Source organism: Micromonospora sp. M42 (assembly GCF_000568915.1).
In the GTDB taxonomy this organism is placed as follows: Bacteria; Actinomycetota; Actinomycetes; order Mycobacteriales; family Micromonosporaceae; genus Micromonospora; species Micromonospora chalcea.
Genome location: NZ_KK037233.1, coordinates 1,657,730 through 1,676,118, shown reverse-complemented (window position 1 = coordinate 1,676,118; position 18,389 = coordinate 1,657,730). Strand labels below are relative to the sequence as shown.

Sequence of the window (18,389 nt, the reverse complement as noted above, 5' to 3'; positions counted from 1 at the left end):
CCACGGCAGTGCTCAGTCGCGGCGGTCGAGACCGAAGAGCTCCGCTGCCGCCGCGAGCTGGTCGAGGTACTCGGCCAGGTCACGGTGCCGGACGACGAGGTTGACCACGGTGGCGCCCGCCTCGCCGATCCGGCCGACGAGGTCCAGCGCGGCCTCGGGGGCGCCGGTCGGGTCGAGGCGGGCCGGAGGCGTGATGACGACGTCGAACCCCTCCGGCAGGTCGTGCTCGGCGAGCATCCGCGGCAGCGTCTCCAGGTCCGGCCCGCGATACGTGACGGGGGCCGGCGCCCATCCGTCGCCCAGGGTGACCGCGCGCCGCAGGGCACGCCTGCTGTGGCCACCGACCCAGATCGGGACCTTCTGCTGAACCGCGTGCGGGCTGATCACCTGCTCGGTGAAGTGGTAGTACTCCCCGTGGTAGGTCGCGAGCCGTACCGACAGGGACGCCCGCAGCGCCCGCAGGGCGTCGTCGGCCCGTGGCCCACGGTCGGCGAACGGACGCCCGAGCAGCGCGAACTCCTCCTCCAGGTTGCCGACGCCGACGCCGAGGACGACCCGCCCGCCGCTGAGGTGGTCGAGCGTGCCGTACCGCTTGGCCAACTCGAGCGGATGGTGCAGCCCGAGCACGAGCACGTACGGCAGGAAGCGGATCCGCTCGGTGATCGCCGCGAGGTACGAGAACGTCGCGACCGGGTCGTAGAAGCGTTCACCCCGGGCCAGCCCCGGTGACACGCTGACGTGCTCCGGGCAGGTGAAGAACTCGTACCCGAGCCGGTCGGCGGTGGTGAAGACGGTGCGCAACTCGGCGACCCCGGCCTCGGCCTCCCACGGGGGCCGGGGCCCGGAGTCGGCCAGGACCGGGGAGCTGAGGCCGATGCGCACGGCCTCAGGCCTCGGATTCGACGGCGCGGGCGAGGAGGTCGCGGCCCTCGTCGGTGCCGTCGAGCTGGCGGTTCCAGCGGTGGGTCACCTTCCAGCCCTCGTCGGTGCGGGTGAACTCCCACCGGTTGGAGCCGGTACGCCAGATCCGGTAACCGTTCTGGTCGGGGGCGCTGAGCACGAGCTGCGAGTAGTTCGTCACGACGGCCCGGTCGCCGTCGACGACGATGTGCGGCAGCCCCATGAGGTGGGCGGCGCCGTTGTTGATCAGGGCCTGGTGCCGATCACCGTTGACCATGCCGCGCAGCGCGTCCCGGCCGTTGAGCACGACCGGGAAGGTGTCGTACACGCCCTCCTCGGTCCACAACTGGGCGGTGATCTCGGCCGAGCCGCTGTCCACGGCGGGGCCGTAGCTGGCCACGATCCGCCAGAGGGCGAGCTGGTCCTCGGCTGCGGCGAGGCGCCGTTCGGCCTGTTCGAGGCGAGCCTCGAGCAGGGCGAGCCGGTCGGGCTGCGAGTCGCTCATGGTGGGTTCCTTTCGATCGGGTCTCGTCGGATGAACCGGTCGGCGGCCGGTCAGGCCGGGTTCGTCTCGAAGCGTTCCGGGGCGAGCTCGCGCAGCGCGGCCATCTGCTCGAGGTGGTGGGCGGCCGAGGTGGCCACGAGGCTCGCGTTGACAGCGGTCGCCCCGACGGTGTCGGCCGTGCGCAGGTGCGCGCGGGAGCCGTCCGGGTCGCCGAGCGGGTCCAGCGGCGGAATCTGCAGCACGAGGTCGAAGCCGTCCGGGCGTTCCACGGATTCCCAGATGCGGGTCAGCTCCCGCGGTCCGAGGCCGAACGGCGCCCATCCGGTGCCGTACGTCACGGCGCGGCGCAGCGAGCGGCGGGTGCGCCCGCCGATCCACATCGGCACCGTGGTGCGCGGCGCGTGCGGTTCGACGACGAAGTCGGTGAACGTGAACCGGGGCCCCTCGTGGTGCGGCACGGCCCTGCCCCACGCCGCGCGCAGGGCGGTGATCGCCTCGTCGGCGATCTCGCCGCGCCCGGCGAACTCGGCGCCGAGCAGGTCGAACTCCTCTTCGAGGCTGCCGACCCCGATCCCGAGGACGACGCGGCCGCCGCTGAGCAGGTCGAGGGTGCCGTAGGTCTTGGCGAGGGCGAGCGGATGGTGGTAGCCGATGACGACGACGTTCGTCGCGAGCCGGACGCGGCGCGTCGCCGAGGCGAGGAACGACAGCGTGGCCACGGGGTCGAAGTACGTCGCGCCCCGCTCGGCGGCGATCGGGGCGGGCACGGCGACGTGCTCGCTGCAGGTCAGGTGGTGGTAGCCCAGGTCGTCGGCGGCGCGGGCGACGGCCAGCAGCGCGCCGCCGACGTCGGGGCCGGACAGGACGTCCCGTTCCCAGGCGGCCGCGGTGCGCGGATGCTGGACGACGACCGGGGTGAGCAGCCCGATGCGTGCGGTCATGACAGGGTCTCCGATCCGGCGACGCCGCGCGTCGCGCTTGTGGGGCCGGCGTTCGCGGGCGGGATGGTGGCCGCGGCACTGGTCGGGATGAGCCGGAGGCGTTCGAGCAACGCGCCGAAGTCCTCGTCGTCGTCCGGGTCGAGCGGCAGCCCGAGCCCGAGCCCGTCGGCGATGCCGCCGTACGCCTGCCCGAGCACGTCCGGCAGCTCGGCGTAGGTGCCGTGCGGGATGAGAGCGGCCAGGGTCTCGTCGTCGAGGACGGTGGCGAGTCCGGTCCAGCGCCCGGAGGCGGCCATCGCGGCGAGCCGTTCGCCGACCCGGCCCAGGCCGAGCCGGTCCAGGGTGGTGCGGTAGGCGGGAGTGGAGAAGAGGAACGCCAGCTCCTGGCGGGCGGAGTCGCGGCTCGCGGCGAGCGCGGCCGGCGTCGGCCCGGTGATCGACTTGGACACCACGACGACCCGCGGGATCCCGGCGCGTCCGGCCCGTTCGGCCCCGGCGCGCAGCGCGGGGAGTACGACCGTGCGCAGGTGACTCGGGTGCGAGTTCGTCGCGTGGGTGACGAAGCCGTCGGCGAGCTCGCCGGCCACCTCGCAGACGCGCCGGTTGACCCCGCCGGTGTAGAGCGCCGGGGCCGCGGTCGGCAGCGGGCCGGGATTGAAGTACGGCTGCAGCCGGGTGAAGCGGTAGTGGCTGCCCTCGTGCTCCAGGGGCTCACCGGTGCTGAACGCGGCGAAGATCGCCCGGATCGAGGCGAGGTAGTCGCGCAGGTTCTCCACCGGCCGCTCCCACGGCACCGAGAACCGCCCGACGATGTTGCCGCGTACCTGGGTGGCCAGACCGAGCTGGAAGCGGCCCTCGGAGAACCGCGCGAGGTCCCACGCGGCGTACGCGGTCACCATCGGGCTGCGGGGGAAGGCCAGCGTCATGCTGGTGCGTACGGTGATCCGGCTGGTGTGCTCGGCCGCGAGCAGCGCGACCGCCAGGGAGTCGTGCGTCGTCTCGGGGATGTGCACGGTGTCGAAGCCGAGCCGTTCGATGCGCGCCACGACCGCGGGCACCTCGCGCAGCGCCGTCGTCGGCGGCAGCGTCGTGGTCAGCTCCATCCGGGTGGCGGGTGTCTGTGACGCCGTCACGGGATGCGGCCCGCCAGGGTGGCGTCGACGACCTCGTCGCCGTTGACGATCCGGGCGAGCTTCTCCAGCCGGGGCGCGCGCCGCAGGTGAGCCCCGCCTTCGACGGGCAGGCACGCGCCGGTGATCCAGGAGGAGCCGGGACCGCACAGGAAGCGGACCGCGGCGGCGACGTCCTCGGCGCGCCCGATCCGCGACAGGGGCTTCTCGGCGACCGTCGCGGCGGCCAGTTCGGGGTCGGCCAGCAGCCGGCCCGGGTTCTCGCCGTCGGTGGCGACGATGCCGGGGCGTACCACGTTGACCCGTACCGCGAGGTGGCCGAGCTCGTCGGCGGCGACCCGGACGAGCGCTTCGAGCGCGGCCTTGCTCACCGAGTACGACGGCATGAACGGGAAGGAGTGCCCGCCCGCGCTCGACGAGGTGCACACGATCGCGCCCCCGCCGCGCGCGGCCAGGGCCTGCCCGCCGTGCCGGATGGCGTGCAGCGCCGTGGTGACGTTGCGCCGGAAGTCGTGTTCGAGGGTCTCGGCGTCGAGGGCGAGCAGGGGACGGAAGGTGCCGCCGCCGACTGTGGTGACGACCGCGGCCAGCGGGGTCTCGTCGGCGGCGCGTACCGCTGCTGCCATGTCCTGTTCGTGGGTGGAGTCGCCGGCGCTGATCCGTACCGGTGGTGCTCCGGGGGCGGCTGCGGCGATCGTTCCGGCCGCCGCCCGCAGCGTCGCCTCGGTCCGTCCCATGATCGTCACGGCGGCGCCGTCGGCGGCCAGCGCGGCGGCGATGGCGCGGCCGAAGCCGCCGCCCCCGCCGATGACGAGCGCGCCGCGGCCGGCGAGCGGGCCGGGTGCGGCGCTGCTCGGATGGGGATCGGTGCTCATGCCTGCTCCCGCGACGCTCGGCGGAACTTCTCCCGCGTGGACGGGTCGTCCATGAGGACGAAGGTGCCGGTGGCCGTGACGCACGTCAGGTCCCCGACGCGCAGTTCGCCGGAGCTGCGCACCTTGCGTCCGTCGCGCCCGTCGTGCCGGGCCAGGATCGTGATCGTCGAGCCGATCGGGATGGCCGCGCGGAACGAGATGTCGAGCCCGACGGTCACCGCGGCGTATCCGGCGCGGGCGTTGGCGATGCCGAGGGCGTGGTCCATCAGCATGGCCGAGGTGCCGCCGTGCACGTGCCCGGGTGGCCCTTGGAAGGCAAGTCTCAGGGTGACCTCCCCGCGTAAGGAACCGTCCGGCTCGACCCAGAGGGACACCGGCGGCGACAGCGGGTTCTCGGTGCCGCCGGCGGGGTCGAAGCGGCCCGGGCCGGGCTGGCGCCACATCGTCGCGATCCGCTCGGCGAGGTCCGGGGCGTGGGCGTCGATCCGGGCGGTGAGCGCGTCGAGGTCGGCCACTATCGCGTCGGCGTCGGGGTCGACGGCGCCGCCCGCGCGGGTGATCGCGTCGATGAGCCGGCGGGTGGCCGAGGCGACCGCGTCGATGCCGGTGTCGCGGGGCTGTGCCGTGGCGAGGGGGGCTTCCACCGTGCGGACTCCTTTGGCCGGCCGGACATCAATCAACCAAGCGCTTGCTTGATGCGCACCTTAGCGACCTGATCGCGTGCTGGCAACGGTTGCCCGCTACGCGCCGCCCCCTTGTCGATCATGCTGCCGATCGCCTATTGACGTGCCCGCACGCTGCCACCTACGGTTCCCAATCGAGCGCTTGTTTGGATCGCGAACGGCCGCAACACCGCCAGTCTCGGGCGCGGATGCCGATCAGCTCCGGGCAGGCGCTCCACACCAGCGCCGCCATCCATCACCTCCATGACCATCGCGCCCGCACGGCCGCCGCCGAACGGCCCGGCCGCCCCCGGGAACCCGCCGGGTGACCCGCGGAGCCGCTCCCGCTCTCGGGCCGAAGGTCAGGAAAGGACCATTGTGTCTCGCCTCCCGCGTCGCCGACGCCTCGCCGTCGCCGCGAGCCTGCTCGCCGCCACCCTCGTCGTCGGAGCCTGCTCCGCCACCGGAACCGGCGACCCCGGTGCCACCACGGGTGAGATCGACCCCGACGCCGTCCTGCGGGTGAGCGCCTCGTCGCCGTTCCAGAACCTCGACCCGGCGCAGCCGGCCCCCGGCGGCTACCCCTACCTCACGCTGATCTACGACCGGCTCACCATGGTCGACTCCACCGACCAGGTCGTCCCCGGCCTGGCCAAGAAGTGGACCTACGCCCAGGACGGCTCCTACCTCGAACTCGCCCTGCGCGACGACGTCAAGTTCCACGACGGGACGCCGTTCGACGCCAACGCCGTCAAGGTCAACATCGAGCGCGGCCAGACGCTGCCCACGAGCACCATCAAGCAGGACCTCGCCAGCATCACCGGCGTCACGGTCGTCGACGCGCACACCGTGCGCCTCAACCTCAAGCCGGGCACCGGCGCCGTGCTCCCCTCGGCCCTGGCCACCGCCGCCGGGATGATGGTCTCGCCCAAGGCGATCGCCGACGGCGTCGACCTCAAGCGCGCCCCCGGCAAGGCCGGCTCGGGCCCGTACGTCGTCACCGAGTTCATCCCGAACGAGAAGTACGTCGTCAAGCGCGCCGAGGGCACCTACTGGGACCCCAACGCCGGGCGCCTCGCCGGCATGGAGATCACCCGGGTCCCCGAGGGCGCCACCCGGCTCAACGGCGTCATCAGCGGTCAGACCGACCTCAGCTTCGTCTCCTCGGCCAACGAGATCACCCAGGCCCGCCAGCTCGGCGAGGACGGCCAGCTCAAGGTGACCACCCGCCCGTTCCGCAACGTCCTCGGCATCCTGCTGCGCGCCAACATGGGCGACCTCAAGGACAAGCGGGTCCGTGAGGCAATCGCGCGCTCGGTCGACCCGGCCGCCATCCGCGCGCTCTTCGCCGACACCTGCACGCCCACCCGCAGCATCTACCCGAACAGCCCGTGGGAGGACCCGGCGGCGACCTACCCGTACGAGTTCGACCTGGCCAAGGCCAAGGCGCTGATCTCCGAGGTCGGCGGGGCGAAGGTGTCGATCAGCTTCTCCGCCGGCACCAACACCGAGCAGCCCGCCACCGCCATCCAGGCCGCCATGTCCCAGGCCGGCATCGACGCGAAGCTCAACCCGACGCCGAACTCCGAGACCGAGGCCCGCTTCATCGCCGGCGACTTCGAGCTCGAGGTGTCCAACACGTTCAATCCGCGTCTCGACCCGGCGGGCACTGTGGACAACTACCTGATCGGCAACTACAAGCTCGCCACCGACCCGGAGGTCATCGGCCCGATCGCGGCCAAGGCCGCCGACCCCCGCTCCAGCGTCGAGGAGCGCGCCAAGCAGTACCACCAGCTGTGGGAGCGGCTGTTCAGCGAGGCGTGGTTCATCCCGATCTGCAACCTCACCAGCGCCACCATCGCCTCCCCGAAGGTCGTCGGGGCCGAGCAGCTGCCGTGGACCAACCTCGGCCTGTTCGACCTGCGGACCGTCGCGATGACGAAGGGCTGAGCGTCAGGTCCCCGCCGTCCGCCACCGCGCGCGGCCGACCCGAAGAAAGGTAGCCAGAGCCAGTGAACCGTCCCACCGCAGCCACCCCGCTCCTGCCCGCCCTGTCCCGCCTGCTCGACGAGCAGCCGGACCTGACCCTCACCCTCGCCGGCGCCCCGTTCACAGTGGCCGAGCTCGACGCCGCGTCGCGTCGCCTCGCCGGGTTCCTCGCCGACCGCGTCGCGCCCGGCGACCGGGTCGTCGTCCTCGCCCGCAACGGCCGCCTGGCCCTGCTCTCCTGGTGGGCGACGACGCTTCGCGGCGGTTTCGTCGTCCCGCTCAACACGAGCAACCGCGGCGCCGTACTGGCCCACCAGGTGCTCGACGCCGACCCGGTCGCGATGATCGTCGAGGACGAGTTCGTGCCCGTCCTGGACGACGCCCTCATCGGCACGGAGCTACGGGTGCCGGTCCTCGTCGGCGCCCCCATCCGGCCCGCCTCGGGCCCGGCGCCCGCCTGGGCCACCGAGGTCGTGGACTTCGACGCCGCCGTCGCTGAGGGCTCGGCGGTGACGACCACCCCGGACCTCGACGCGTACGCCACCAGCCACCTCATCTACACGGCCGGCACGACCGGGCCGTCCAAGGCGTGCATGGTCAGCCACGGCTACGTGGCGAACATGGCCCGCCAGATGCACGAGAACCTCGAACGCCGCGCCGACGACGTCCTCTGGACGGCGATGCCGCTGTTCCACATGGCCGCCGTCGGGCACGTGATGGGTTCGCTCCAGCTCGGCTCGGCCATCGACCTCGCGTCGCGCTTCTCGGTCCGGGGCTTCTGGAACGAGATCCTGCGCAGCCGCGCGACGATGGCCGCGCTCATGGGCTCGATGCTGCCGATGATCGCCGGCGCCCCCGACTCCGAGGCCACCCGCGAGGCCTTCGGCCGGCTGCGCGTCGTGTCCGGCTCGCCGGTCACCGCCGAGCTCGCCGCTCGCTGGACGGAGCGCTTCGGCGTCGAACGGGTCGGCTCGGGCGCCTACGGCCTGACCGAGGCCTGCCTGATCACCCTCACCCCACCCGGGGGCTACCGGGCCGGGAGCGCCGGCAAGATCAACGACTCCTTCGAGGTACGCATCGTCGACGAGCACGACAACCCGCTGCCCGTCGGCGAGGTCGGCGAGATCGTCGCCCGTCCCAACCGTCCGGCGATCATGTTCAACGGCTACTGGCGTGAGCCGGAGAAGACGCTGGAGGTCTTCCGGGGACTGTGGTTCCACTGCGGTGACTACGGCCGCCTCGACGAGGACGGCTACCTCTACTTCGTCGACCGGGGCAAGGACTACCTGCGCCGCGGCGGCGAGAACATCTCCAGCTTCGAGATCGAGGGCGTCGTCGCGACCCACCCGGCCGTCGGCGAGGTCGCCGTCCACGCCGTCCCCTCCCCGCTGGCCGAGGACGACCTCAAGGTGACTGTCGTGCCCGCGCCCGGCGCCCAGATCGACCCCGCTGAGCTCTTCGAGTGGCTGCACCCGCGCATCCCGCGGTACGCCGTGCCCTCCCACATCGAGGTCCGCACCGAACTGCCCAAGAACGCCGTCGGGCGGGTCCTCAAGCGCGTCCTGCGCGAGGAGGGCGTGACCGCGCGGACGTGGAGCACCGACCCCCGTGCCGTGACCGGCCTCCCGGTGCCGGCCGGCACCCGGGAACAGGCGTGAGCGGCGTCCCCGGCCAGCGGTTCGAAGGGCCGCTGGCCGGCCTGCGGCTGCTCGAACTCGGTGGGCAGGGGCCGGTGCCGTTCGCGACGATGATGCTCGCCGACATGGGTGCCCAGGTGGTCCGGGTGGACCCGCCCGGCGAGCCCGACCGGCGGGAGCGCGCGCAGGTCAACGCGATCGACAGGGGCCGTACGACAGTCACGCTCGACCTGAAGTCCGAGGCCGACCGGGCGCTCGTGCACCGGCTGCTCGCCGACGCGGACGTGCTGCTCGACCCGTTCCGGCCCGGGGTGCTCGAACGTCTCGGCCTGGCCCCGGCCGAACTCACCGAGCGGTACCCGCGCCTGGTCGTGGCGCGGATGACCGGCTGGGGCCAGGACGGCCCGCTCGCCGCGGCCGCCGGGCACGACCTCAACTACATCGCCGTCTCCGGGGTGCTCGACACGATCGGCCTGCCCGACACCGGCCCCGTCGTGCCGCCGATGTATCTGGCCGACTTCGCCGGCGGCGGCATGATGCTGGCCTTCGGCGTGCTGGCCGCACTGCAGGAGCGTGTCTCCTCCGGGCGTGGGCAGGTCGTGGACGCCTCGATGCTCGAGGGCAGCGCGCTGCTCACCGTCGTCATCCACTCGATGCTCGCGCGGGGCGCCTGGAACCTCACCCGTGGCACGAACTACCTCGACGGCGGGGCGCACTTCTACCGGGTGTACCGCACCGCCGACGACAGGTTCATGTCCGTGGCGGCCATCGAGGCGAAGTTCTACCGCACGTTCCTGCGTACCCTCGGCCTCGATCCGGAGGACGGGCCGGCGCAGTTCGACGAGTCGGGGTGGGCCGGCTGGGCCGAGCGGATCGCGTCGGTCTTCGCCGGCCGCACCCGGCGGGAGTGGACCGGCGTCTTCGAGGGCGTCGACGCGTGCGTGCATCCGGTGCTGGACATCGCCGAGTCGGCCGAGCACCCGCAGATGCGGGCCCGGGGCGCCGTCGTCGAGGTCGAGGGGGTCGCCCAGCCGGCCCCGACGCCCCGTTTCTCGCGTACACCCGCGGGGGTCCCACGGGCCCCGCGCCGGCGTGGTGAGGACACCGACCGGGTGCGCTCGGCGCTCGCCGCGAGCAGCCCATGGGAAGCGTTGTCAAGGCCTTGACCTGCGGCAAGCCTCACTCTACGCTTCGACCAAGCGCTTGCTTGTTTGGTGATTCGCATTTGACGACGGACGAGACGGAGCAAACGTCAATGACGACTCAGGCCCCGGTGGCCCGAAACTCGGGACCCGCCGTCTTCGCCGACATCGTGCGGGCACGCACGGGCGACGACCACCCCGGCCTGCTCTTCGAAGGCCGCACCATCACCTGGGGCCGGATCGTGCAGGAGGCCGCCGACCGGGCCGCGGCACTGGACGACGTGCCCCGGCCCGACGGCAGGCCACTGCACATCGGGCTGCTCCTGGAGAACACCCCCGACTACGTGTACTGGATCTGTGCCGCCGCGCTGGCCGGCGCCACAGTGGTCGGGATCAACCCGACCCGGCGTGGCGCCGAGCTGGCCCACGACGTGCGGCACACCGACACCGACCTGCTCCTCACCGAGGACCGCCTCGCCGGCCTCGTCGACGGGCTCGACCTGGGCATCCCCGCCGGGCAGGTGCGCAACATCGACTCCCCGGAGTACGCCGCCTGGCTGGCCCGGCGCGCCGGCGCGCCGGTACCCACCGACGAGGTCGACCCGCGCGCCAACCTGCTGCTCATGTTCTCCTCCGGCTCGACCGGCGCCCCCAAGGCGGTCATCTGCTCCCACGGGCGCCTCGCCGCGGTCTCCGAGGCGCTGCTGGCCCGCACCGAGCTGACCCGCGACTCGGTCAGCTACCTGGCGATGCCGCTGTTCCACGGCAACGCCGTCATGCTCAACCTCGGCCCCGCCATGGTCTGCGGCGCGACGATCTGCATGGTCCGCAGGTTCTCCGCGTCCGGCTTCGTACGCGACGTGCACGAGCACGGCGTCACCTACTTCAACTACGTCGGCCGGGCACTGGCCTACATCCTGGCCCGGCCGGTCGACCCCCGCGACGCGACGAGCACGCTGCGGCGCGCCGTCGGAACCGAGGCCTCGGCCGCCGACATCGCCCGCTTCGCCGAGCGCTTCGGTGTCGTCATCTCCGAGGGCTACGGCTCCAGCGAGGGCGTCATGCGGATCAACCGCACCCCCGAGACGCCCGCCGAGGCGCTCGGTGTGGCCGTCGCCGGCGCCGAGATCAAGGTCATGAACGAGGAGACCGGGCTGGAGTGCCCGCCGGCCCGGCTCGACGGGACCGGGCGGCTGCTCAACGCCGACGAGGCCATCGGCCAGCTCGTCGGCGTCGGCATGGCGGCGAAGTTCGAGGGCTACTACAAGAACCCCGAGGCCGCCGCCGAGCGGGTCCGCGGCGAGGACTTCTGGTCCGGGGACCTGGCCTACCGCGACGCCGACGGCTACTTCTACTTCGCCGGCCGCTCCTCGGACTGGATCCGCGTCGACAGCGAGAACTTCGCGGCCGGCCCCGCCGAGCGGATCATCGAGCGCTGGGACCGGGTGGCGGTCGCCCCCGTCTTCGCCGTGCCCGACCCGCGTACCGGCGACCAGGTCATGTGCGTGATCCAGCTGCGCAGCGGCGCCACCTTCGACCCCGAGGCGTTCACCGCCTTCCTCGACGAGCAGGCCGACCTCGGCACCAAGTGGCGGCCCCGCTTCGTGCGGATCGTCGACCAGATCCCCAGCACCGGCAACGGCAAGGTCGCCAAGCAGATCCTGCGCCGTACCGCCTGGGTCACGACCGACCCGGTCTGGGTCCGCGACGGCGCGTCCACCGCGTACCGCCCGCTGACCGAGGCGGACGTCCGGGACCTCGAGAAGCAGTTCGCCGACAACGGACGTGCCGCGCTCCTGCCGGCCCCCTGACCTGCCGGCCCGCCCGGCACACCGACTGGCGCCCACGCCCCGAGAATGAGGAACATCCATGTACCTGGAGTACACGCCCGAGCAGCGAGAGCTGAGCAGGGAGCTGCGAGCCTACTTCGCGCGCCTGCTCACGCCCGAGGTCCGCGAGGCGCTCGGCGGCACCAACGAGGACCGCCCGGCCTACCGCGAGATCATCCGTCAGATCGGCAAGGACGGCCTGCTCGGACTCGGCTGGCCCACGGAGTACGGCGGCCAGGGCCGCCCGGCGATCGACCAGTACATCCTCTTCGACGAGATCAACCGCGCCCAGGCGCCGTTCCCCTTCGTCACCATCAACAACATCGGCCCGATGCTGATGCGCTACGGCACCGAGGAGCAGAAGCGCACCTACCTGCCGGGCATGCTGACCGGCGACGTCATCTTCGCCATCGGCTACAGCGAGCCGGGCTCCGGCACCGACCTCGCCTCGCTGAGCGCCCGGGCCGAGGCGACGCCCGACGGTGGCTGGGTCATCAACGGCCAGAAGGTGTTCACCAGCGGTGTCAGCCAGGCCGACTTCGTCTGGATGGCCGTGCGCACCGACCCCGCCGCCCCGAAGCACAAGGGCATCACCATCCTCATCGTGCCGACGTCGGACCCGGGCTTCAGCTGCACGCCGATCGCCACCAGCGGCATCACCCACACCAACGCCTCCTACTACGAGGACGTACGCGTCGGCCCCGAGGCCCTCGTCGGCGAGGTCAACGGCGGCTGGCGCCTCATCACCGGCCAGCTCGGTCACGAGCGGGTGGGCCTGGCCGCGATGGGCGGGCGCACCGAGCAGCTGTGGACCGACGTCGCCGCGTGGGCCGCCGAGCCCGACACCGACGGCAACCGCGTCCTGGACAAGCCGTGGGTGCGCACGGAACTGGCCCGCGACTACGCCGAGCTGACCGCGATGCGCCTGCTCAACTGGAAGATCGCCGTCGTGGGGGAGGGTCAGAACCCGGCGCCCGCCGCCGCGTCGGTCGCCAAGGTCTACGGCACGGAGACCCACGACCGGGTCTGCCGCAACCTCGTCTCCGTCGTCGGGCCCCGCGCGACCCGGCGATCCGGCGCGCCGGACGCCGTCCTCGGCGGACAGCTGGAGGCGTACACCCGCGGCTCCTACATCAACACCTTCGGCGGCGGCACCAACGAGGTGCTGCGCGACATGATCGCGGTCGCCGGTCTCGGCATGCCGAGGAAGGGGCGTTCCGCATGAGCACCACGACGCAGGCCCCCGCCTCCGACGCCACCGACCAGGACGCCTTCCTCGCCCGTCTGCGCGAGTTCGTCGGCCTCGAGGCCACGCCCACCCGCTACGCCCAGGACGCCGTCAACCAGGCGATGATCCGGCACTTCGTCGAGGCGATGGGCGACGAGAACCCCGTCTACGTCGACGACCGGGCCGCCCGGGACACCGGCCGCGAGGGCGTCGTCGCCCCGCCGCCGATGCTGTCCACCTGGCTCATGGTCGGCTACAAGGCCCACACGGCCGCCGCCGCGGGCGCCGCGCCGGACACCCCGATGGCCCGGCTGCTCGCGCTGCTCGCCGACGCCGGCTTCGTCGGGGTCGTCGCGACGAACGACGAGCACGAGTACGTGCGCGAGCTGCGCCTGGGCGACGAGATCAAGATGACCACTGTCATCGAGGACGTCTCCCCGCGCAAGACCACCGGCCTGGGCACCGGCCACTTCATCACGACGCTGCGCACCTACACCGACCAGAACGACGAGGTCGTGGCCCGCCAGCGCTTCCGCATCCTGCGCTTCGACCCGTCCGGCGCCAAGCCCGCGGCGCCGGCCGCCGCCGACCCGGCGCTGCGGCACAAGCCGTTCATCCTGCGCGACAACGCGTTCTGGTTCGCCGCCGCCGCGCAGCGTCGCCTCGTCATCCAGGCCTGCACCGACTGCGGCACGCTGCGCCACCCGCCCGGCCCGATCTGCCCGTCCTGCCACTCGTACGCGTGGCACGAGGTGGAGGCGAGCGGCCGGGGCACCGTGCACAGCTACGTCGTCAGCCACCACCCGAAGGCGCCCGGGTACGACTACCCGCTCACCGTCGTGCTCGTCGACCTCGAAGAGGGCACCCGTCTGGTCGCCGACTTCGTCGGGGACGCCGGCGAGGTCGAGATCGGCATGCCCGTGCAGGTCGACTGGCTCGACTACGACGAGAACCTCACGCTGCCGCGTTTCCGGGCCGCGACCTCCGCATCGGAGCCCACAGAAGAGGAAGGGAACTGATGGACTTCCAGCTCGCCGAGGAACAGGTCACGGTCAACGACCTGGCGCGCGACGTGTTCTCGCGCAACGGCGACCCGCAGCGGCTCTTCGACATCGAGGCCGGGCCGGACCGCTTCGACCGCGTCCTGTACCGCGACCTGGCCGAGTCCGGCATCCTCGGGCTGCCCGTGCCCGAGGAGCACGGCGGCGCCGGCCTGGGCCTGTGGGAGATCGCCGGGGTCTTCGTCGAACAGGGCCGCACGCTCGGCACCGTCCCGCTGTGGGAGACCCTCGTCGGCGGCGTCCTGCCGCTGCTGCGCTACGGCAACGCCAAGCAGCAGGCCGAGTGGCTGCCCCGCGTGGCCGCCGGAGACGCGGTCCTCACCGTGGCCGTCGACGACCTGACCGACGCCCGGCCGTACGGCGCCCGCGTCCGCGCGCGGTCCGGCGCCGAGCCCGGCGGTGACGGGGTCACCCTGAGCGGCACCGCCGTCGGCGTCCGCTCGGCGCACCTCGCCGACGCGATCGTCGTCCCGGCCACCGACGAGGCGGGCGCGGTCGGGCTGTACCTCGTGCCGACCGCCGGACCCGGGGTACGCCGGGACACGTTCGAGCGCACCGACCGTGGACTCGCCTCCGACGTTCACTTCGAGGACGCCGCCGCGGCGCTGCTCGCCGAGGGCCCCGAGGAGGACCGGCTCGACTGGCTGCTGCGCCAGGTCTGGACCGCGGTGGCGGCTCTGCAGAGCGGCGTCAGCCAGGCCGCCGTACGCCAGGCCGCCGACTACACCTCGGGCCGTGAGCAGTTCGGTGTGCCGATCGCGACCTTCCAGGCCGTCGCCCACCAGCTCGCCGACTGCCACATCGACACCGAGGCGATGGAGGTCACCTACCTCAACGCGCTCTGGCGCGAGACGACCGGGCGGCCGTCCCGGGCGGCGGTGCACGTCGCGAAGTACTGGGCCGCCGAGGCGGGCGACCGCGTCGCGCGCACCGTGCAGCACGTGCACGGCGGCATGGGTGCCGACGTCACCTATCCGATCCACCGTTACATGCTCTGGACCACGCAGCTTGCCAACACCGCCGGCTCCGGAGCCTGGCACCTGCAGCAGCTCGCGGACCTCGTGGGCGAGGGGGAGCAGCTGTGAGCACGCAGATCACCATCGAGCAGGTGAGCCCCGGCGACACGCTGCCGGAGCTGGAGATCCCGCTGACCCGGACCGTCATCGTCGCCGGCGCGCTCGCGACCCGCGACTACGAGGACGTGCACCACGACCCGGCCCAGGCCCAGCGTCGCGGCACCCCCGACACGTACATGAGCATCAACCACACCAACGGGCTCGTCGGCCGCTACGTCACCGACTGGGCCGGCCCCGCCGCGCGCATGGTGCGCCTGAGCACCCGCCTCGGGGTGCCGAACTTCCCGGGTGACGTGATGCGGCTGACCGGTGAGGTCGTCGGCGTCGAGGAGGACACCGTGCGCGTCGCGGTGCGTGGCATGAACAGCAAGGGCGGGCACGTCGTCTCCGAGGTGACAGTGCGCCTGCCCCGCGGATCGGAGCAGTGACGTGACGTCCACCTTCCTGTCGGGTCGCACCGCTGTCGTCGGCATCGGCGCGACGGAGTTCTCGAAGAACTCCGGCCGCAGCGAGCTGCAGCTGGCCGTCGAGGCCGTCTCGGCCGCCCTGGCCGACGCGGGCCTGAGCCCAGCCGACGTCGACGGCATGACGACCTTCACCATGGAGACCAACCCGGAGAACATGGTCGCCCGCAGCCTGGGCATCCCGGAGCTGAAGTTCTTCTCCCGGATCCCCTACGGCGGCGGCGGTGCCTGCGCCCCGGTCCAGCAGGCCGCCATGGCCGTCGCGAGCGGGATCGCCGACGTCGTCGTGGCGTACCGCGCCTTCAACGAGCGCTCCGGCGTCCGCTTCGGGCAGGGACCTCCGCCGGCGAAGACCCAGGCCACCTCGGACAACGAGTACCGCTCCTGGGTCAACCCGTACGGCCTGCTCACCCCGGCCCAGCACACCGCGATGTTCGCCCGCCGCTACATGCACACGTACGGCGCGACCAGCGAGGACTACGGCCGGGTGGCGGTGCTCGCCCGCAAGCACGCCGCGAACAACCCCAGGGCGTGGTTCTACGGCAAGCCGCTCACGCTCGAGGAGCACCAGGCCTCGCGCTGGATCGCCGAGCCGCTGCACCTGTTCGACTGCTGCCAGGAGACCGACGGCGGCCAGGCGATGGTCGTCGTCAGCGCCGAACGCGCCAAGGACCTGCCCGTCACCCCGGTCTACATCCGGGGCGCGGCCCAGGGCCTGGGACCGGACCAGTACCAGATGGTCAGCTACTACCGCGAGGACCTGACCCGGATCCCCGAGGTCGAGCTCTGCGCCCGGCAGTTGTGGGCCCAGTCGGGGCTCGGTCCCGCCGACATGGACGCGGCGATCCTCTACGACCACTTCACGCCGTACGTGCTCAACCAGCTCGAGGAGTACGGCTTCTGCGGTCGCGGTGAGGCCAAGGACTTCATCGCCGACGGCAACCTGGAGGTCACCGGCTCGCTGCCGACGAACACCCACGGCGGCCAGATCGGCGAGGCCTACCTGCACGGCACGAACGGTGTCGCGGAGGGCGTCCGCCTCGTCCGGGGCACCTCGACCAACCAGCCCGACGGCGTCCGCAACGTCCTGGTGACGGCGGGCGTCGGCGTTCCCACCAGTGCACTGATCCTCTCCGCGGAGGGCTGAGACGCCGGCCACCACCACAGCTCCGAAGGCCGTCAGCGACCCACGGATCCCGCCCGGCAGCGGCCGGAAGGGACAACACCACCTCTGATCAGCCGGAACGACTCGGCTCGTGTTTAGGAAGGATGAGAATGGGCGTCACCATAACGGCCCGCAAACGTGTGGTCGCGTTGATCAGCATCGGGGCTCTCGCCCTGGCCGGCTGCAGCTCGCCGGACAACTCCGGCAGCGGCAGCAGCGCCGCGCAGGGCGAGATCGACACGTCGGCAGTGCTCAAGTTCGCGTCGGCGGGTCCGTTGCGCGACCTCGACCCGGCCCTGCAGACGAGCTACGGCGCGTGGGGCTACCTGTTCCTCGTCTGGGACCGGCTGACCACGCTGGACAAGGACGACAAGATCGTGCCGGGCCTGGCCAAGGAGTGGAACTTCGTCGAGGACGGCAGCGTCCTGGAACTCAAGCTCCGGGACGACGTGAAGTTCCACGACGGCACGCCGTTCGACGCCGAGGCCGTCAAGGTCAACATTGAGCGCGGCAAGACGCTCGAGGGCTCGACCCTCAAGAGCGACCTCGCCGACATCGAGTCGGTCGAGGTCGTCGACGCGACGACCGCGCGCCTCAAGCTGGTCAAGGGCAAGGGCGTCCAGCTGCCCGCGTCCTTCACCGGCACGGCCGGCATGATGGTCAGCCCGAAGGCGATCAAGGACGGCGCCGACATCAAGAACAATCCCGGCACCGCCGGGTCCGGCCCGTACATCGCCACCCAGCTCGTCCCCCAGGAGAAGCTCGTCCTCAAGCGGGCCGACAACTACTGGGACCCGAACGTCGGCCGTCTCGGCGGCATCGAGCTGCAGCGGGTGCCCGACGCCGCCGCCCGCCTCAACGGCCTGCAGAGCGGCCAGGTCGACCTGGCCCCGCTCAGCTCGGCCGGCGAGATCGCCACGGTGGAGAAGATCGTCACCCCGGGCAGCGGTCTCCAGCAGCACCAGGTGAAGTTCAAGAACGTCGTCGGCATCTACCTGCGCGCCAACAAGGGCGACCTCGTCAAGCCGGAGGTCCGCCAGGCGATCGCCCACGCGGTCGACCCGGAGGCGATCAGCGCGCTCTTCAGCGGCTACTGCACGCCGACCCGCCAGGTCGTGCCGGAGACGGACCCGAGCCGCATCCCGAGCTACACCTACCCGTACGAGTTCAGCGTGGACAAGGCCAAGGCCCTCGTGCAGCAGGCCGGCGGCGCCAAGGTGTCGGTCACCTTCGCCGCGGGCACGAACGCCGAGCAGCCGGCAAACGTCGTGCAGGCGTCCCTGCGGGCCGCCGGCGTCGACGCGACGCTCAACCCCGTGCCCAACACCGAGAACGAGCCGCGCTTCATCGCCGGCGACTTCGAGCTGATGGTCGGCACGTCGTGGAGCCCGAAGGCCGACCCGGCGGCGACGGTGAACACCTACATGCTGAACACGTACAAGCTCGCCGCGGACCCCTCGCTCATCGCGGGCAAGGCGGCCGAGGCCGCCAACCCCACGCTGCCGATGGACAAGCGGGCCCCGCTGTACCAGGACATCTGGAAGACGACGCTCGAGCAGGCCTGGTTCGTGCCGCTGTGCAACCAGACCAACGCGAACGTCTCGAAGGCGAACATCGTCGGCACCGACAACATCCCGATGTCGAACATCGGCATCTGGGACCTGCGCCACATCGCCGTCAAGAAGTAACCGGTCGCTCCTGACCACCGGTGGCGTCGCCGCCGGACCACCCGCTGCGGCGGGGGCCGGCGGCGACACCACCGGCCTTGCCGGCACCAGGCCGTGC

Annotated in this window: 16 protein-coding genes; 10 read left to right on the top strand and 6 right to left on the bottom strand. The window is 72.2% G+C overall.

Features of this window, described 5'->3' with window-relative positions; genetic code table 11:
• Window positions 1-12: 12 nt before the first annotated feature.
• The 6 genes from MCBG_RS07460 to MCBG_RS07435 are packed head-to-tail and all read right to left on the bottom strand — an operon-like array spanning window position 13 to window position 4,995.
• Window positions 13-882: a TIGR03619 family F420-dependent LLM class oxidoreductase gene (locus MCBG_RS07460; protein WP_043324844.1), complete on the bottom strand. Its 870-nt coding sequence runs from the start codon at window positions 880-882 to the stop codon at window positions 13-15.
• A gap of 4 nt (window positions 883-886) precedes the next feature.
• Window positions 887-1,405, bottom strand: coding sequence for a nuclear transport factor 2 family protein (locus MCBG_RS07455; RefSeq protein WP_051611060.1), 519 nt, complete (start codon window positions 1,403-1,405; stop codon window positions 887-889).
• Window positions 1,406-1,455: 50 nt separating this feature from the next.
• Window positions 1,456-2,346 (bottom strand): TIGR03619 family F420-dependent LLM class oxidoreductase, encoded by an 891-nt coding sequence (locus tag MCBG_RS07450; protein WP_043324843.1) that lies wholly within the window; start codon window positions 2,344-2,346, stop codon window positions 1,456-1,458.
• On the bottom strand, window positions 2,343-3,449 hold the full coding sequence (locus MCBG_RS07445; protein ID WP_043330306.1) for a TIGR03617 family F420-dependent LLM class oxidoreductase: 1,107 nt from the start codon (window positions 3,447-3,449) through the stop codon (window positions 2,343-2,345). Before MCBG_RS07445 ends, MCBG_RS07450 begins: the two co-directional genes overlap by 4 nt.
• A gap of 26 nt (window positions 3,450-3,475) precedes the next feature.
• Window positions 3,476-4,351: an SDR family NAD(P)-dependent oxidoreductase gene (locus tag MCBG_RS07440; RefSeq protein ID WP_043324842.1), complete on the bottom strand. Its 876-nt coding sequence runs from the start codon at window positions 4,349-4,351 to the stop codon at window positions 3,476-3,478.
• On the bottom strand, window positions 4,348-4,995 hold the full coding sequence (locus MCBG_RS07435; RefSeq protein WP_051611058.1) for a PaaI family thioesterase: 648 nt from the start codon (window positions 4,993-4,995) through the stop codon (window positions 4,348-4,350). Before MCBG_RS07435 ends, MCBG_RS07440 begins: the two co-directional genes overlap by 4 nt.
• 396 nt (window positions 4,996-5,391) lie before the next feature.
• Between MCBG_RS07435 and MCBG_RS07430 the strand changes: the two genes are divergently transcribed.
• From MCBG_RS07430 to MCBG_RS07385, 10 genes are all read left to right on the top strand, one after another.
• Window positions 5,392-6,963 (top strand): ABC transporter substrate-binding protein, encoded by a 1,572-nt coding sequence (locus MCBG_RS07430; RefSeq protein ID WP_051611055.1) that lies wholly within the window; start codon window positions 5,392-5,394, stop codon window positions 6,961-6,963.
• A gap of 62 nt (window positions 6,964-7,025) precedes the next feature.
• Window positions 7,026-8,660: an AMP-binding protein gene (locus tag MCBG_RS07425; RefSeq protein ID WP_043324841.1), complete on the top strand. Its 1,635-nt coding sequence runs from the start codon at window positions 7,026-7,028 to the stop codon at window positions 8,658-8,660.
• Window positions 8,657-9,805, top strand: a complete 1,149-nt coding sequence (locus MCBG_RS07420) for a CaiB/BaiF CoA transferase family protein (protein ID WP_051611054.1) — start codon at window positions 8,657-8,659, stop codon at window positions 9,803-9,805. The genes MCBG_RS07425 and MCBG_RS07420 overlap by 4 nt, the downstream gene beginning before the upstream one ends.
• A gap of 89 nt (window positions 9,806-9,894) precedes the next feature.
• Complete coding sequence (locus tag MCBG_RS07415; protein ID WP_051611052.1) at window positions 9,895-11,592, top strand: AMP-binding protein; 1,698 nt, start codon at window positions 9,895-9,897, stop codon at window positions 11,590-11,592.
• A 58-nt stretch (window positions 11,593-11,650) separates the two neighbouring features.
• Entirely contained in the window at window positions 11,651-12,835 is a 1,185-nt protein-coding gene (locus tag MCBG_RS07410; protein ID WP_043324839.1) for an acyl-CoA dehydrogenase family protein, read from the top strand.
• The gene (locus MCBG_RS07405) at window positions 12,832-13,857 is read left to right on the top strand and encodes a bifunctional MaoC family dehydratase N-terminal/OB-fold nucleic acid binding domain-containing protein (protein ID WP_051611050.1); all 1,026 of its coding nucleotides are present in this window, start codon (window positions 12,832-12,834) and stop codon (window positions 13,855-13,857) included. Before MCBG_RS07410 ends, MCBG_RS07405 begins: the two co-directional genes overlap by 4 nt.
• A complete protein-coding gene (locus MCBG_RS07400; protein ID WP_043324838.1) occupies window positions 13,857-14,984 on the top strand; it encodes an acyl-CoA dehydrogenase family protein in 1,128 nt (375 codons plus the stop codon). Before MCBG_RS07405 ends, MCBG_RS07400 begins: the two co-directional genes overlap by 1 nt.
• Window positions 14,981-15,403, top strand: a complete 423-nt coding sequence (locus tag MCBG_RS07395; protein ID WP_223201125.1) for a MaoC/PaaZ C-terminal domain-containing protein — start codon at window positions 14,981-14,983, stop codon at window positions 15,401-15,403. The genes MCBG_RS07400 and MCBG_RS07395 overlap by 4 nt, the downstream gene beginning before the upstream one ends.
• A 1-nt stretch (window position 15,404) precedes the next feature.
• Window positions 15,405-16,586: a lipid-transfer protein gene (locus MCBG_RS07390; RefSeq protein WP_043324837.1), complete on the top strand. Its 1,182-nt coding sequence runs from the start codon at window positions 15,405-15,407 to the stop codon at window positions 16,584-16,586.
• Window positions 16,587-16,714: 128 nt separating this feature from the next.
• Window positions 16,715-18,292: an ABC transporter substrate-binding protein gene (locus MCBG_RS07385; protein ID WP_043324836.1), complete on the top strand. Its 1,578-nt coding sequence runs from the start codon at window positions 16,715-16,717 to the stop codon at window positions 18,290-18,292.
• Window positions 18,293-18,389 lie beyond the last annotated feature (97 nt).